The 16682-nt window shown below is 72.1% G+C and carries 13 protein-coding genes; all 13 read left to right on the forward strand.

From position 1 onward, the window contains the following. Window positions 1-67 precede the first annotated feature (67 nt). The gene (gene rimP, locus NMQ01_RS05450) at window positions 68-595 is read left to right on the forward strand and encodes a ribosome maturation factor RimP (protein WP_255185850.1); all 528 of its coding nucleotides are present in this window, start codon (window positions 68-70) and stop codon (window positions 593-595) included. Between the two features lies 1 nt (window position 596). Further along, window positions 597-1694 carry a transcription termination factor NusA gene (gene nusA, locus NMQ01_RS05455; RefSeq protein ID WP_255185851.1) on the forward strand — a complete coding sequence of 366 codons (1098 nt, stop codon included), beginning with the start codon at window positions 597-599 and terminating at the stop codon, window positions 1692-1694. Between the two features lie 29 nt (window positions 1695-1723). Then, entirely contained in the window at window positions 1724-2104 is a 381-nt protein-coding gene (locus NMQ01_RS05460) for a YlxR family protein (protein ID WP_255185852.1), read from the forward strand. Between the two features lie 63 nt (window positions 2105-2167). Then, entirely contained in the window at window positions 2168-5008 is a 2841-nt protein-coding gene (infB, locus tag NMQ01_RS05465; RefSeq protein ID WP_255185853.1) for a translation initiation factor IF-2, read from the forward strand. Window positions 5009-5157: 149 nt separating this feature from the next. Then, window positions 5158-5619 carry a DUF4190 domain-containing protein gene (locus NMQ01_RS05470; RefSeq protein ID WP_255185854.1) on the forward strand — a complete coding sequence of 154 codons (462 nt, stop codon included), beginning with the start codon at window positions 5158-5160 and terminating at the stop codon, window positions 5617-5619. Between the two features lie 98 nt (window positions 5620-5717). Then, window positions 5718-6164, forward strand: coding sequence for a 30S ribosome-binding factor RbfA (rbfA, locus tag NMQ01_RS05475; protein WP_255185855.1), 447 nt, complete (start codon window positions 5718-5720; stop codon window positions 6162-6164). Beyond that, window positions 6161-7081: a tRNA pseudouridine(55) synthase TruB gene (truB, locus tag NMQ01_RS05480; RefSeq protein ID WP_255185856.1), complete on the forward strand. Its 921-nt coding sequence runs from the start codon at window positions 6161-6163 to the stop codon at window positions 7079-7081. Before rbfA ends, truB begins: the two co-directional genes overlap by 4 nt. 11 nt (window positions 7082-7092) lie before the next feature. Continuing rightward, entirely contained in the window at window positions 7093-8043 is a 951-nt protein-coding gene (locus tag NMQ01_RS05485; RefSeq protein WP_255185857.1) for a bifunctional riboflavin kinase/FAD synthetase, read from the forward strand. A gap of 8 nt (window positions 8044-8051) precedes the next feature. Next, window positions 8052-9209 (forward strand): FtsW/RodA/SpoVE family cell cycle protein, encoded by a 1158-nt coding sequence (locus NMQ01_RS05490; RefSeq protein WP_255185858.1) that lies wholly within the window; start codon window positions 8052-8054, stop codon window positions 9207-9209. A 10-nt stretch (window positions 9210-9219) separates the two neighbouring features. Then, window positions 9220-9702 carry a DUF4442 domain-containing protein gene (locus NMQ01_RS05495; protein ID WP_255185859.1) on the forward strand — a complete coding sequence of 161 codons (483 nt, stop codon included), beginning with the start codon at window positions 9220-9222 and terminating at the stop codon, window positions 9700-9702. Between the two features lie 136 nt (window positions 9703-9838). After that, window positions 9839-11695: a long-chain fatty acid--CoA ligase gene (locus tag NMQ01_RS05500; RefSeq protein WP_255185860.1), complete on the forward strand. Its 1857-nt coding sequence runs from the start codon at window positions 9839-9841 to the stop codon at window positions 11693-11695. A gap of 74 nt (window positions 11696-11769) precedes the next feature. Further along, entirely contained in the window at window positions 11770-13752 is a 1983-nt protein-coding gene (locus NMQ01_RS05505) for a TIGR03960 family B12-binding radical SAM protein (RefSeq protein ID WP_255185861.1), read from the forward strand. A 54-nt stretch (window positions 13753-13806) separates the two neighbouring features. Beyond that, window positions 13807-16680, forward strand: a complete 2874-nt coding sequence (locus NMQ01_RS05510) for an FAD-binding and (Fe-S)-binding domain-containing protein (RefSeq protein WP_255185862.1) — start codon at window positions 13807-13809, stop codon at window positions 16678-16680. The last annotated feature ends 2 nt before the right edge of the window (window positions 16681-16682 follow it).

Raw genomic sequence — 16682 nt, forward strand, 5'->3', positions numbered from 1 at the left:
CCACGCACCGCGCCGATCATGACTAGAGTGTGCCGCCAGCACGTCAACTCCACACGGAAGGCTTCCCATGGGTTCGGACCAGGACATCCTCGAGCAGGTGTCCGGCGCGTTGGGTGACGACTTCACCGTGGCCGGAGTGAGCGTCACCCCTGCCGGCAAGCGCCGCGTCGCGCGGATCACCGTCGAGCGGCCGGTCGCCGACGCCGTCGGCGACACCCCCGTCGAGCCGCTCACGCTCGACGAGATCGCCGACGCGACCCGCCTGGTCAGCGACGCCCTCGACGCGAGCGACGTCATGGGCAGCCAGCCGTACACGCTCGAGGTGAGCACCCCGGGCACCGACCGCCCCCTCACGGAGCCGGTCCACTTCCGCCGCCTCGTCGGCCGCCTCGTCGAGGTGTTCCTCGCCGACGCCCAGGTCACCGGGCGGGTCCTCGCGACGACCGCCGACGGGGTCGACCTGCACGTCAAGGGGACGAAGAAGGCTGCCCCGCACACCCAGCACATCCCCTTCGCCGACATCACCCGGGCCGTGGCCCAGGTGGAGTTCACGCGACCTGACAGCACGCCGGCCGCCGGCGAGACGGAGGACTGACATGGACATCGACATCCACGCCCTCAAGGCGCTCGAGCGAGAGCGCGAGATCCCCTTCGACATCCTCGTCGACGCGATCGAGGCGGCGCTGCTCGGCGCCTACCACCGCACCGAGGGCGCGTACAAGAACGCGCGGGCCGAGCTCGGCCGCAAGGACGGTCACGTCGTCGTGTGGGCTCGTGAGGAGCACTTCGTGGAGGAGCAGGTCCCGGTCGAGGCGGGCGAAGGGGAGGAGCCTCCCGTCGACGAGGAGGGCCAGCCGCTCATGCGCACGCGCACCCGTCGCGAGCTGGGCCCGGAGTTCGACGACACCCCCGAGAACTTCGGCCGGGTCGCCGCGGCAACCGCCCGCCAGGTCATCACGCAGCGCATGCGTGACCTCGAGGACGAGGCGATCCTCGGTGACTTCCGCGGCCGCGAGGGCGACATCGTCGCCGGCGTCATCCAGCAGAGCTCCAACCCGCGCAACGTCCTCGTCGACTTCGGCACGGTCGAGGGCGTCCTGCCCTCCTCCGAGCAGGTGCCCGGCGAGGTCTACAACCACGGCGACCGCATCCGCGTCTACGTCGTCTCGGTCAAGCGCGGCATGCGCGGGCCCGAGATCACCCTCTCGCGCACGCACCCCCACCTCGTGCGCAAGATCTTCGCGATGGAGGTGCCCGAGATCGCCGACGGCTCCGTCGAGATCGCGGCGCTCGCCCGTGAGGCCGGTCACCGCACGAAGATCGCGGTGCACTCCAAGGTGCCGGGCCTGAACGCCAAGGGCGCGTGCATCGGCGCGATGGGCGCCCGCGTCCGCGCGGTGATGACCCACCTGCAGGGCGAGAAGATCGACATCGTCGACTGGTCCGAGGACCCGCAGCGCTTCATCGCCGCCGCCCTCTCGCCGTCGAAGGTCGAGTCGGTCACCGTCGTCGACCCCAAGCTGCGCTCCGCGCGCGTCGTCGTGCCCGACTACCAGCTCTCCCTCGCCATCGGCAAGGAGGGGCAGAACGCGCGCCTGGCCGCCAAGCTCACGGGTTGGCGGATCGACATCCGACCGGACACCGCGCCGGACTCGAGCGGGGGCGTCGCCGTCCCCGGTCAGCCGGAGGGGTGACGGGGCCGAGCGGTGCAGGGGCTAGACTGATGGGGATCGACCGGTCTGGACTCCAGTCCGACCCGCCCGTCGCAGGTCCTGTCAGGACGTGCATCGGGTGTCGCGGACGGGATAGCCGGTCGACTCTGCTGCGCATCGTCGTGGAGACGGACGGCCGAGGCATCGCCACGGCCGTGCCCGACCCGCGGCGGCGCATGCCGGGTCGTGGGGCATGGCTCCACCCCGACATCGCCTGTCTGGACCTCGCCGTCCGGCGGCGGGCCCTCGCCCGGGCGTTCCGACGCCAGGTCGAGGTGACCGACGCCCTTCGTGCCTGGATCGATCAGATGGCGCAGTCGTTGTCATCCGTACGTACAGCAACCGAGAGCGGGTTTGACGCTGATGAGCACCCGATGAGTACTCAGCAATGAGCATTCACCTCAACTGACGACGGTCCGCGCCTTCTCTCAGGTACGGACCAGAGAAGGAGAAACGTGGCCAAGGTCCGTGTCCACGAGCTCGCCAAGGAGCTCGGGGTTTCCAGCAAGGCCCTGCTCGCCCACCTGGGCGACATGGGAGAGTTCGTGAAGTCTGCGAGCTCGACGATCGAGGCGCCGGTCGTGCGCCGGGTGAAGGACAACCCGCCCGCCGCCGACCCCAAGGCGAAGAAGGCCGCCGCGGCTCCCAAGCCCGGTGCCAAGCCCGGTCCGAAGCCGGCCCCCGCGCAGCCCGCTGCGCAGGAGCCCGCCGCCGAGGCACCCGCCGCCGCGCCGACCCCCGGCCCCAAGGCGCCGACGCCCGGTCCCAAGCCGGCCGCCGCGCCCCAGGCCCCCGAGGCCCCGGCACCCGCCGAGCCGACCCCGGCCCCCGCTGCTCCGGCTGCGGAGTCCCCGGCTGCGCCGGCGAAGCCCGCGGCGACGCCCGGCCCCAAGCCCGCGACGCCCGGCCCCAAGCCGGCTCCGGCCAAGCCCGCCGCCCGCGGCGGCGGCCCGCGTCCGGGCAACAATCCCTTCGCCTCCAGCCAGGGCATGGGCACCCGTCGTGGCGAAGGGGGTGGCTCCGGCGGCGCTCGCCCCGGCAACAACCCCTTCGCGTCCAGCCAGGGGATGCCCCGTCCGGGCCAGCGTCCCGGCGGCCAGCGCCCCGGTGGCGCCGGTCAGCGTCCGGCGGCTGCGGCCGGCCAGGGCGGTCCGCGTCCCGCGGGTCCGCGCCCCGGCGGCGGTCCCCGTCCCTCGCCCGGCATGATGCCCTCCAGCTCGGCCGTCCCGCGGCCGGGTGAGCGTCCCGGTGGCCGTGGTGGCCCGGGCGCCGGTCGTGGTCGCCCCGGTGGCGGCCCCGGTGCCCGTCCGGGCGGTGGCCCCGGTGGCGGTGGCTACCGCGGTGGCCCCGGTGGCCGTGGCGGCACCCAGGGTGCCTTCGGTCGCGGTGGCGGCAAGCGCAAGCAGCGCAAGAGCAAGCGGGCGAAGCGGGCCGAGTTCGAGCAGATGCAGGCGCCGTCGATCGGCGGTGTCATCGTCCCCCGTGGCGACGGCTCGACCGTGGTGCGCGTGCGTCAGGGCGCCTCGATGACCGACTTCGCGGACAAGATCAACGCCAACCCCGCGTCGCTCGTCACCGTGCTCTTCAACCTCGGTGAGATGGCCACGGCCACGCAGTCGCTCGACGAGGAGACCTTCCAGCTCCTCGGCGCCGAGCTCGGCTACGACATCCAGATCGTCTCGCCCGAGGAGGAGGAGCGCGAGCTCTTCGACTCCTTCGACATCAACCTCGAGATCGGGGTCGACGCCGAGGACGAGGAGGACCTGGCGGCCCGTCCGCCGGTCGTCACCGTCATGGGTCACGTCGACCACGGCAAGACGCGTCTGCTCGACGCGATCCGCAACGCCGACGTGGGCTCGGGCGAGGCCGGTGGCATCACCCAGCACATCGGCGCCTACCAGATCCACACCGAGCACGAGGGTGCGGACCGCCCGCTGACCTTCATCGACACCCCGGGTCACGAGGCCTTCACGGCCATGCGTGCCCGTGGTGCCAAGGTCACCGACATCGCGATCCTCGTGGTCGCGGCCGACGACGGCGTCATGCCGCAGACCATCGAGGCGCTCAACCACGCCCAGGCTGCGGACGTGCCGATCGTCGTCGCGGTCAACAAGATCGACGTCGAGGGCGCCGACCCGGCGAAGATCCGTGGTCAGCTCACCGAGTACAACCTCGTGGCCGAGGAGTACGGCGGCGACACGATGTTCGTCGACGTCTCCGCCAAGCAGGGTCAGAACATCGACACCCTGCTCGAGGCCGTCCTGCTCACCGCGGACGCGGCGCTCGACCTGCGGGCCAACCCCGACCGGGACGCCCGGGGTGTCGCGATCGAGGCCAACCTCGACAAGGGCCGCGGTGCGACCGCGACCGTCCTCGTCCAGTCCGGCACGCTGCACGTCGGTGACGCGATCGTCACCGGCTCGGCCTTCGGTCGTGTGCGCGCCATGCTCGACGAGCACGGCAACAACGTCGACGAGGCGGGCCCGTCCCGTCCGGTCCAGGTGCTCGGTCTCTCCTCGGTCCCGCGGGCCGGCGACACCTTCGTCGTCGCCCCCGACGACCGGACCGCGCGCCAGATCGCCGAGAAGCGTGAGGCCGCCGACCGTCAGGCCAGCCTGGCCAAGGCGCGCAAGCGGATCAGCCTCGAGGACCTCGACCAGGTCATCGCGGCGGGCAAGATCGACACCCTCAACCTCATCCTCAAGGGTGACGTGTCGGGTTCGGTCGAGGCCCTGGAGGACGCCCTGCTGCAGATCGACGTCGGCGACGACGTCGACCTGCGGATCATCGACCGCGGCGTCGGCGCGATCACGCTCAACAACATCAACCTCGCCATGGCCTCGGACGCGATCATCATCGGCTTCAACGTCCGTGCCGAGGGCCAGAACGCCGAGGTCGCCGAGCGCGAGGGCGTCGAGATCCGCTACTACGGCGTGATCTACCAGGCCATCGAGGAGATCGAGCAGGCGCTCAAGGGCATGCTCAAGCCGGAGTACGAGGAGGTCGAGCTCGGCTCGGCGGAGATCCGCGAGGTCTTCCGCTCGAGCAAGTTCGGCAACATCGCCGGTTCGATCGTCCGCAGCGGCGAGATCAAGCGTGGCTCCAAGGCGCGCATCACGCGCAACGGCGTGGTGCTCACCGAGGGCCTCGAGCTCACCGGTCTGCGTCGCTTCAAGGACGACGTCACCGAGGTCCGCGAGGGCTTCGAGTGCGGTATCAACCTCGGCAGCTTCAACGACGTGCAGGAGGGTGACCTCATCACCACCTACGAGATGCGCGAGAAGCCGCGCGACTGATCTCGTCGGACGCAGGACAGGTCGAAGGGGGGTGGGCAGCGCGAGCTGCCCACCCCCCTTCGCCGCGCCCGGGGCCGTCCCTCCCGCGGTGACGGCCCGATGCCGACTAGGGTTGCGGTGACCACACCCACGACTTCAGGGGAGCCTCAATGAGCACGCCTCCTCCTCCGCCCGGCAGCGGAGGCAACCAGCCCTACGACCCGACCGGCCAGGGCTCGACGCCCGGCCAGCAGCCCGCCTACGGCTCCCAGCAGCCGCCGGCCTACGGCCAGGGCCAGCAGTACGGCTCCGGCATGCCGCCGCAGGCCCCGCCGCCCGGCGGTGGCCTCCCGCAGCAGGGCGGCAACAACAACGGCCAGATCCTGTCGATCATCTCGGTCGTCACCGGTGTCCTCGGCCTGTGCTGCTGCACCTGGTTCATCTTCTCGATTGCCGCGGTCGTCCTCGGCTTCTTCGGCATGAAGGAGTACGACAAGACCGGCCAGAAGAAGACGCTGGCGCAGGTCGGCATCGGCCTCGGCATCGCCGGCATCGTCATCGGGATCATCTACTGGATCCTCATCGCCACCGGCGTCGTCGACTCGAGCTTCGAGTACTACAGCGACTTCTGATCGACACCCGCGCGACGCCCCCGGCACGATGGTGCCGGGGGCGTCGCGCGTCGCATACGGTGGGACCGTCCCCACCCAGCCCCTCACGGAGGTGTGCCATGGCCGACCCGGCCCGCGCCCGCAAGATCGCCGACCGCATCCAGGAGCTCATCGCGGCCAACCTGCAGCAGGTCGTCAAGGACCCCGACCTGGGCTTCGTGACGATCACGGACGTGCGGGTGACCGGCGACCTGCAGCACGCCTCGGTCTTCTACACCGTCTTCGGCGACGACGCGCAGCGCGAGCGCAGCGCCGAGGTCCTCGAGGCCAACCGCGGCAAGCTGCGCTCCTTCGTCGGCAAGCAGCTCGGGATCCGGCTCACCCCGACCCTCGAGATCATCCCCGACGCGCTGCCCGAGAATGCGTCCCACATCGACGACCTGCTGCGCTCGGCGCGCGAGCGCGACGAGGACCTCGCCCGCTCGCGCACCGATGCCCGTCCCGCCGGCGAGGCCGACCCCTACCGGACCAAGGACGCCGACGACGAGGGGACCTCCCCGGCGTGAGCGACGGTCTCGTCGTCGTCGACAAGCCGGCCGACTGGTCCAGCCACGACGTCGTCGCCCGCAGCCGGCGTCTCTACCGCACCCGCAAGGTCGGCCACGCCGGCACCCTCGACCCGATGGCCACCGGCGTCCTCGTCCTCGGTGTCGGGCGGGGGACCAAGCTGCTCACCTTCCTCGTCGGCGCGGACAAGGAGTACACCGCGACGATCCGCCTCGGTCAGGCGACGATCACCGACGACGCCGAAGGGGAGGTCACGAGCGTCGGCGAGGTGGCCGGGGTCGACCGGGCCGCGCTCGACGCGGCCATCGGGCGGCTCACCGGCGACATCCAGCAGGTGCCGAGCGCGGTGAGCGCGATCAAGGTCAAGGGCGAGCGCTCCTACGCCCGCGTGCGTGCCGGCGAGGAGGTCGACCTGCCGGCGCGGCCGGTCACGGTCTCCCGATTCGACGTGCTCGACGTGCGCCCCGCTGATGCCGACGGCCACCCGGTGCTCGACGTCGACGTCGTCGTCGAGGTCTCGTCCGGGACCTATGTGCGCGCACTCGCCCGCGACCTCGGGGCCGACCTGGGGACCCACGGCCACCTCACCGCGCTGCGCCGCACTCGCGTGGGCGGGCTGACGCTCGAGCACGCCCACACCCTCGACGAGCTCACCGCCCTGCGCGAGAGCGGGGGAGAGGACGCACAGCTGCCGCTCACCCCGCTCGCCGACGCGGCCCGGGCGGCTCTCGTCACCCGTGAGCTCACGGCCGACGAGGCCCGCGCCCTCGGCTACGGGCAGCGCGTCGAGAGCGCCGAGCCCGGTCGCACCGAGCCGGTCGCCGCCCTGTCGCCGGAGGGCGAGCTCGTCGCCGTGCTCGACGAGAGTCGCGCCCGCGCGCGAGCCCACGTCGTCTTCGCCCCCGCCAGTTCGTAGAGTGTCCTCTCGTGCAGCACTGGACAGCCCCGAGCGACACCCCGCCGCAGCTGCGGCCGTGCGTGGCGACCTTCGGCAACTTCGACGGGGTGCACCGCGGCCACCGTGCGATCCTCGACGAGCTCAGCCGGCAGGCGCGCGAGCGTGACCTGCCCGCAGTCGCGGTGACCTTCGACCCCCACCCGGTCGAGGTCATGCACCCGGAGCGCGCGCCCGAGATCATCTCGCCCGGCCCGCTGCGCGACGAGCTGCTCGAGCAGGCCGGGGTCGACGGGCTGCTGTCGCTGCCCTTCACCATGGAGTTCGCGCAGACGAGCGCCGTCGACTACGTCGTCGACACCTTCGTCACCGGGCTGCAGGCGCAGTGCCTCGTCGTCGGGGCCGACACCAAGGGCTTCGGCGCCGGCTACACCGGTGACGTCGAGCTGCTGCGTCGCCTGGGCGAGGAGCACGGCTTCGACGTCGTCGTCATCGAGGACCAGGGCGAGACCGAGCGCTGGTCCTCCTCGGCCGTGCGCGCCCACCTCGCCGCCGGCGAGGCCGCCGAGGCCGCCGCCATCCTCGGCCGTCCGCACCGCGTCGTCGGCACCGTCGTCCACGGCCACCACCGCGGGCGCGAGCTCGGCTACCCGACGGCCAACCTCGGCGCCGACAGCCTCGGGCTCGTCCCGGCCGACGGCGTCTACGCCGGCTGGCTCATCCGCCTCGACCGGCCGGAGGGCGACCCGGAGCGTCGCCTGCCGGCCGCCATCTCGGTGGGGACCAACCCGACCTTCGACGGGCAGGTCCGCGTCGTCGAGTCCTACGTCCTCGACCGCACCGACCTCGACCTCTACGGCGAGCGGGTGGCCGTCGACTTCGTCGGCCACGTGCGCCCGACGCTGCGCTTCGAGTCCATCGACGAGCTGCTCGTGGCCATGGCGCGCGACGTCGAGCGCACCCGCGACCTGCTCGACCTCTGACGCCGGCCGTGCCCGAGCCAGGTCGGCGTGGTCGGCTCGCGCGGCAGCTGCTGCGCTCCGACCTCGTCCTGCTCGCCGCGGCGCTCATCGCCTCGGGCCTGGGCGCCGTGCTCGTCCACTCCGCCACCCGGGCCGACGCCGGCTCCGCCTATCTCGTGCGGCACCTGCTCAACCTCGCCATCGGGCTGCTCATCGCCCTGGCCGTCGTCCGGCTGGACCGGGCTGCGCTGCGGGCACTGGCCCCCTTCGTCTACCTCGCGGGGATCATCGGTCTCGCCCTCGTGCTCACCCCGCTCGGCTCCGAGATCAACGGCTCGCGGTCGTGGATCCAGGTGCCCGGGGGCTTCTCGATCCAGCCGAGCGAGATGGCCAAGGTCGGCCTGTGCGTCGCCCTGCCGATGCTGCTCGCGCCCGCGGCGGAGCGCCGTGACCGGCCACGGCCCCGCGAGGTCCTGCTCGCCGGGCTCGTCACGGCCGTACCCGTGCTGCTCGTCATGGCCCAGCCCGACCTCGGCTCGGCGCTCGTGCTCGTCGCCCTCGCGCTCGGCGTGCTCGTCGTCTCCGGCGCCTCCTGGCCCTGGCTCGCCGGGGTGCTGCTCGCCGGCGTCGCGGCGGTGACCGCGGCCTTCACGACGCCCCTGCTCAGCGCCTACCAGCGTGACCGGCTCACCGCCTTCCTCGACCCGAGCACCGACCCGCTCGGCATCGGCTACCAGACCCAGCAGGTACGACGGGCGATCGCCGGAGGTGGCTGGGGCGGGCAGGGACTGCACGCCGGCGACCTGACGAGCTCGGGCGCCATCCCCTTCCAGGAGACCGACTTCGTCTTCTCGGTCGCGGGGGAGGAGCTCGGCTTCGTCGGTGCGGCCTTCGTCGTCTGCCTCCTGGGGCTCGTCGTCGCCCGCATCGCCCTGGCGGGCACGCGCAGCGACGACCCCTTCGTCCGGCTCGTGTGCTGGGGGGTCGCGAGCTGGTTCGCCGTCCAGTCGGTGGAGAACATCGGGATGAACCTCGGCCTGCTCCCGGTGACCGGCCTGCCGCTGCCCTTCCTCTCCTACGGCGGGTCGTCGATGTTCGCCTGCTGGGCGGCGATCGGCCTCGTCGTCGCCGTGACCCGGGAGGAGAGGTCCGCCACAGGTCGTGGACCGGCGCGACCGCGCGGGTGACGATGTCGCCGTGCAGATCCCGACCTTCCAGACCCTGTCCAAGGACCTCGGCGCCACCGCCCTGCGCCGCGGTCTCAACCTGTGGCCGCCCTTCCTCGCGGCGAGCGTCAACGTCGACCGCATCTCGCCCGACTTCCGCGAGTTCGACGTCTCGCTGCGGATGCGCCCGTGGAGCCGCAACTACGTCGGCACGCAGTTCGGGGGATCGCTCTTCGCGATGTGCGACCCGTGGTGGATGCTCGGCGCCCTGCGCAACCTCGGTGGGGACTACATCGTGTGGGACAAGGCGGGCGAGATCGACTTCGTCAGCCCCGGCCGCACCGACGTGAGCACGAGCATCCGGCTCACCGACGAGCTCCTCGACGGGATCCGGGCGGCGACCGCCGACGGCTCCAAGCACCTCGTGTGGTGCGACAACGACGTCGTCGCGCCCGACGGAACCCTCGTCGCCCGCTATCGCAAGCAGCTCTACGTGCGGCGCAAGCCGGCCTGAGTGCCCCCCCGGCCGGGCCGCCGCCCCGGGCCGTTGGTTACCAATCGGTTACTGTCCGGACAGGGCAGTGACACCGCCCGCCCTCGTGGGAGAAGATGCGCGCACCACCCGCAGCCCACGAAGGAGTGGACTTCCCGTGCCTGACCCCATCCCCTCGCGCGCGTCCGACGAGGTCTTCGACGCCAGCGTCTTCACCCACCGCGCCCCCTCCGTCGGTCACCTCCTGCGTGACCGCATCGCCGCCACACCCGACACCACCGCCTACTCCTTCCCCTCGGGCATCGCCTGGGGGGAGCTGACGTGGGCCCAGCTGGGGGAGCGGGTGTGGGCGCTCGCCGCGGGCCTCGTCGACCTCGGCATCCAGTCGGAGGACCGGGTCTCGCTCGCCTCGAGCACCCGCATCGAGTGGGTGCTCGCGGACTACGCGATCATGGCCGCGGGCGCTGCGACGACGACGATCTACCCGACGTCGATCAGCGACGACGTCGCCTTCATCATCGCCAACTCCGGCTCCCGCGTCGTCGTCGCCGAGGACGCCGAGCAGGTCGCCAAGCTGCGCGAGGTCCGCGACGCGATCCCCGACGTCATGACCGTCGTCGCGGTCGACACCGAGGGCGTCGACCTCGACGACTGGGTCATCTCCTTCGAGGACCTCGAGGAGCGCGGTGCCGCCCTGCTCGCCTCCGAGCCGGGCGTCGTCGACACCCGCATCGACGGCACGGGTCCCGAGTCGCTCGCGACGATCATCTACACCTCGGGCACGACCGGCCGGCCCAAGGGCGTGCGACTGCTGCACCGGACGTGGACCTACCAGGGCGCGGCGATCCGCTCGACGGGGATGCTCACCGCCGACGACGTGCACTACCTGTGGCTGCCGCTGTCGCACGTCTTCGCCAAGGTGCTGCTGCTCATCAGCACCGACGTCGGCATGCAGACGGCGGTCGACGGCCGGATCGACAAGATCGTCGACAACCTCGGCGAGGTGCGGCCGACCTTCATGGCCGCGGCGCCACGCATCTTCGAGAAGGTCTACGGCAAGCTCTCCCTGTCGATGCAGGAGGAGGGCGGTGCCAAGGCGAAGATCTTCGACTTCGCGTCGGAGACCGCCCGCGCCTACTCCCAGGCGATGTCCGAGGGGCGCTCCCCGGGCGTCGCGCTCGGCCTGAAGCACAAGGTCGCCGACAAGCTCGTCCTGAGCAAGGTGCGCGAGCGCTTCGGCGGTCGGGTGCGCTTCTTCATCTCCGGCTCGGCGGCGCTCAACACCGACATCGCCCACTGGTTCAACGGCGCCGGCCTGCCGATCCTCGAGGGCTACGGCCTCACCGAGACCTCGGCGGCGGCGACGGTCAACCGGCCCTACGCCCTTCGTGTGGGGACCGTCGGCTGGCCCAACGTGCAGACGGAGATGAAGGTCGCCGAGGACGGCGAGATCCTCGTGCGCGGCGAGCACGTCATGCAGGGCTACCACGACAACCCCGACGCGACCGCCGAGGTGCTCACGGACGACGGGTGGTTCCACACCGGCGACATCGGCGAGATCGACGCCGACGGCTTCGTCAAGATCACCGACCGCAAGAAGGACCTCTTCAAGACGAGCAACGGCAAGTACGTCGCGCCCTCGCTCATCGAGTCGACCTTCAAGGGCCTGTGCCCCTACGTCGGCCAGCTGCTCGTCCACGGCGAGAACCGGCAGTTCGTCTCGGCCCTGGTCACCCTCGACGAGGAGGCGATCCAGCCGTGGGCCCAGGCCAACGGCCTCGAGGGCGCGAGCTACACCGAGATCGTCTCCTCGATGCAGGCCCGCGACATGGTCCAGTCCTACGTCGACGAGCTCAACGCGGGCCTCAACCGGCACGAGCAGATCAAGAAGTTCCACATCCTCGGTCGTGACCTCACGGTCGAGGACGGCGAGCTGACGCCGAGCCTGAAGCTGCGCCGCAAGGTCGTCGCCGAGAAGTTCAAGGCCGACATCGAGGAGCTCTACCCGAGCTGAGTGGTCGCGTCGTCCGAAGGGAGGTCCGGTCCGTGGCGTTTGGGACAGCCGCGGACCGGACCTACCCTTGGGGTATGTCCGGTGAGTCGATCTTCCCTGCCCTGGAGCCCCTGCTCGAGCAGGTCAGCAAGCCCATCCAGTACGTCGGGGGCGAGCTGAACTCCACGGTCAAGGACTGGCACGTCGGTGGTCACGGCCCCGGCGGGCAGGACCTCACGGTCCGCTGGGCCCTGATGTACCCCGACGCCTACGAGGTCGGCGTGCCCAACCAGGGCGTCATGATCCTCTACGAGGTGCTCAACGAGCGGCCCGACGCGCTCGCCGAGCGCAGCTATGCGGTGTGGCCCGACATGGAGGCCCTGCTGCGCGAGCACGGGCTGCCGCAGTTCACCGTCGACGGGCACCGCGCGATCGGCGACTTCGACGTCTTCGGGCTGAGCTTCTCCACCGAGCTGGGCTACACCAACATGCTCACCGCCCTCGACCTCGCGGGCATCCCGCTCCACGCGGCCGACCGCGGCGACGAGCACCCGATCGTCGTCATGGGCGGGCACGCGTCCTTCAACCCCGAGCCGGTCGCCGACTTCATCGACGCCGCGATCGTGGGCGACGGCGAGGAGGCGGTGCTCACCGCCACCGACATCATCGGCGAGTGGAAGTCCCAGGGCCGCCCGGGCGGCCGGGTCGAGGTGCTGCGTCGCCTCGCCGCGACCGGCGGCGTCTACGTCCCCGCCTTCTACGACGTCGACTACCTGCCCGACGGGCGCATCCAGCGCGTCGTGCCGAGCGAGACCGGCGTGCCGTGGCGGGTCGACAAGCACACCGTCATGGACCTCGACGCCTGGCCCTACCCGAAGCAGCCGCTCGTGCCGCTCGCCGAGTCGGTGCACGAGCGGATGAGCGTCGAGATCTTCCGCGGCTGCACCCGCGGCTGCCGCTTCTGCCAGGCCGGCATGATCACCCGCCCGGTGCGCGAGCGCTCGATCACCGGCATCGGCGAGATGGTCGAGCGGGGCCTCGAGGCCACCGGCTTCGAGGAGGTCGGCCTGCTCTCGCTCTCGAGCGCCGACCACACCGAGATCGGTGACATCGCCAAGGGCCTGGCCGACCGCTACGAGGGCACCAACACCGGCCTGTCGCTGCCGAGCACCCGCGTCGACGCCTTCAACATCGACCTGGCCAACGAGCTGACCCGCAACGGCCGTCGGTCCGGCCTGACCTTCGCCCCGGAGGGCGGATCCGAGCGCATCCGCAAGGTCATCAACAAGATGGTCACCGAGGACGACCTCATCAAGACCGTCTCCGCGGCCTACGGCGCCGGGTGGCGCCAGGTGAAGCTCTACTTCATGTGCGGCCTGCCGACCGAGACCGACGAGGACGTCCTCCAGATCGCCGAGGTCGCCAAGCGGGTCATCGAGACCGGTCGCCAGGTCGCCGGGCACAACGACATCCGCTGCACCGTCTCCATCGGTGGCTTCGTGCCCAAGCCGCACACCCCCTTCCAGTGGGCCGCGCAGCTCGGCGCCGAGGAGACCGACGAGCGGCTGCACAAGCTGCGCGACGCGATCCGCGCCGACAAGCGCTACGGCCGGTCCATCGGCTTCCGCTACCACGACGGCAAGCCGGGCATCGTCGAGGGCCTGCTCTCGCGCGGTGACCGCCGCGTCGGCCGGGTCATCGAGCAGGTGTGGCGCGACGGCGGTCGCTTCGACGGCTGGAGCGAGCACTTCTCCTACGACCGCTGGATGTCGGCCGCCGAGACCGCTCTCGAGGGCACCGGCGTCGACGTCGCCTGGTACACCACCCGCGAGCGTGAGGAGTCGGAGGTCCTGCCCTGGGACCACATCGACTCCGGCCTCGACAAGGAGTGGCTGTGGCAGGACTGGCTCGACGCCGTCGACGAGACCGAGGTCGACGACTGCCGCTGGACCCCGTGCTTCGACTGCGGCGTCTGCCCCCAGATGGGCACCGACATCGAGATCGGCCCCACGGGCAAGACGCTGCTGCCGCTCACCGTCCTCGGGGCGGGCAAGCAGGAGATGGTCCGCCCCTCCTGACCGCCCTGCGGGCCCCTCGACCCCGACGACGGACGAAGGGGGAGAATGCCCGACATGACTGCGACGCCGACGACCGCGACGCCGACCGTGCTCACCGAGGCGCTGCGGCGCGAGGGCGTCGCCGACGCCCGCACCGACGCCCTGACGATCGGCATGTACGCCACCGACGCGGGCATCTACCGGGTGCCCCCGCGGGCGGTCGTCTTCCCGCGGCACACCGACGAGATCGCCGCGACCCTCGCGGTCGCGCGTGAGCTCGGCGTCCCGGTGACCACGCGAGGGGCCGGCACCTCGTGCGCAGGCAATGCCGTCGGCCCGGGCATCGTCATCGACACCGCCCGCCACCTCGGCCGGGTCCTCGAGGTCGACCGCGACAGCGCGACCGCCCTCGTCGAGGCGGGCACCGTGCACGCGACGCTGCAGGCCCGTGCCCGCGAGATCGGGCTGCGCTTCGGCCCCGACCCGAGCAGCCACAGCCGCTGCACCGTCGGCGGCATGATCGGCAACAATGCGTGCGGCAACCGCGCGCTCGGCTACGGCCGCACGAGCGACAACGTCGTCGGCATGGAGCTGCTCACCGCGGCCGGCACGACCCTGTCCGCGACGACGGGAGTGGCGGGGGGACCCCCTTCGCTCACCGGGGACGACGCCCTCGTCGCCCGCCTGACACAGCTGGCCGACGACCACCTCGGCACGATCCGCACGGAGTTCGGCCGCTTCGGCCGGCAGGTCTCGGGCTATGCCCTCGAGCACCTCGCCCCCGAGCGCGGCCGCGACATCGGCCGCATGCTCGTCGGCTCCGAGGGCACCCTCGCCGTCGTCACGCAGGCGCGGGTGCGGCTGGTCACCGACCCGGCGGCCACCTGCCTGGCGGTCCTGGGCTTCCCCGACATCTACGCCGCCGGCGACGTCGCCCACCAGCTCAAGGGGCTGGGCGCGGTCGCGGCCGAGGGCATCGACTCGCGCATCGTCGACATCGTGCGCCGCCGCCGTGGCCCGCACGCCGTGCCCGACCTGCCGCGCGGCGCCGCGTGGATGCTCGTCGAGGTCCCCGGGGACGACGCCGCGGCCGCGCAGGCCGCCGCCGAGCGGGTCTGCCGCGAGATCCCGCACACCGACTCGCTCGTCGTCACCGACCCCGGCCACGCGCGCTCGCTGTGGAAGATCCGCGAGGACGGCGCCGGGCTGTCCTCGCGCTCGCCCCGCGACCGCCCCGCGCACGCGGGCTGGGAGGACGCGGCCGTGCCGCCGGAGCGGCTCGGCGACTACCTGCGGGACTTCGACGCGCTGCTCGACGAGCACGACGTGCAGGGCCTGCCCTACGGCCACTTCGGCGACGGCTGCCTGCACATCCGGCTCGACGTCGACCTCGACGCGCCCGACGCCACCGACCGCTACCGCCGGCTCGTCGAGCAGGCCGCCGACCTCGTCGCCTCCTACGGCGGCTCCCTGTCCGGCGAGCACGGCGACGGCCGGGCCCGCTCGGCGCTGCTGCCGCGCATGTACGGGCCCGAGACGATGGCGCTCTTCGGCGCGGTCAAGCACGCCTTCGACCCGACCAACCTGCTCAACCCCGGGGTCCTCGTCGATGCTGCGCCCGTCGAGGCCGACATCCGCATCCCCGCGGCCCACAAGGTCACCGTGCCGCTCGCCTTCGGCTACGCGGGCGACGACGGCGACTTCAGCCAGGCCGTGCACCGCTGCACCGGGGTCGGCAAGTGCCGCGCCGCCGGCACGTCGAGCACGGTCATGTGCCCGAGCTATCTCGCGACGGGGGAGGAGAAGGACTCCACCCGCGGCCGCGCCCGCGCCCTGCAGGAGATGCTCAACGGGACGACGATCACCGACGGCTGGCGCTCGCCCGAGGTCCACGACGCGCTCGACCTGTGCCTGTCGTGCAAGGGCTGCGCCAGCGACTGCCCGACGGGCATCGACATGGCGACCTACAAGTCGGAGACCCTCCACCAGACCTACAAGGGCCGCATCCGTCCGCGCAGCCACTACTCGCTCGGCCGGCTGCCGCAGCTGGCCCGCGTCGCCTCGAAGATCCCCCGGGTCGCCAACGCCCTCACCTCGCTCCCGGGCATCAAGCGGCTCACCCTGCCCGCCGCGGGCGTCGACCCGAGGCGGAGCATCCCGACCTTCGCGCGGCAGACCTTCCGCTCCTGGGCCGCCGACGAGGGGCTCGTCGCCTCGGCCGCGCAGGCCGCCGGCACAGATCACCCCGTCGCGATCTTCGTCGACTCCTTCACCGACCACTTCTCGCCGCAGGTCGGGCGGGCCACCGTGGCCGTGCTGCGGGAGGCGGGGTTCACCCCCTTCGTCCCGGCGGAGGCGCTGTGCTGCGGCCTGACCTTCATCTCCACGGGGCAGCTCGACGCGGCGAAGAAGACGCTCGCCGAGGCCGCCCACGTCCTCGCCCCGGTCGTCGCCGCGGGCATCCCGGTCGTCGGCATGGAGCCGAGCTGCACCGCGGCCCTGCGCCACGACCTGCCGGCCCTCGTCGAGTCCGGCGCGGCCCGGCAGGTGGCCGGGGGAGTGCGCACCGTCGCCGAGGTGCTCACCAGCGCCATCGACGAAGGGCGCTGGGTCGCCCCCGACCTCACCGGCACCGAGGTCGTCGCCCAGCCGCACTGCCACCACCATGCGGTGATGAGCTGGTCGGCCGACGAGGCGCTGCTCGCCCGCACCGGCGCGACGGTGACCCGGCTCGGCGGGTGCTGCGGCCTGGCCGGCAACTTCGGCGTCGAGCTCGGCCACTACGAGGTCTCGGTCAAGGTTGCCGAGCAGCAGCTCCTGCCGGCGATCGAGGCGGCCGGCCGCGACGCGGTCGTCCTCGCCGACGGCTTCTCGTGCCAGACGCAGATCGCCGACCTGTCGGAGCGGACCGGGGTCCACCTGGTCGAGCTGCTCGCGCGCGGCGCCTAGGC

The organism is Janibacter sp. CX7 (assembly GCF_024362365.1).
In the GTDB taxonomy this organism is placed as follows: domain Bacteria; phylum Actinomycetota; class Actinomycetes; order Actinomycetales; family Dermatophilaceae; genus Janibacter.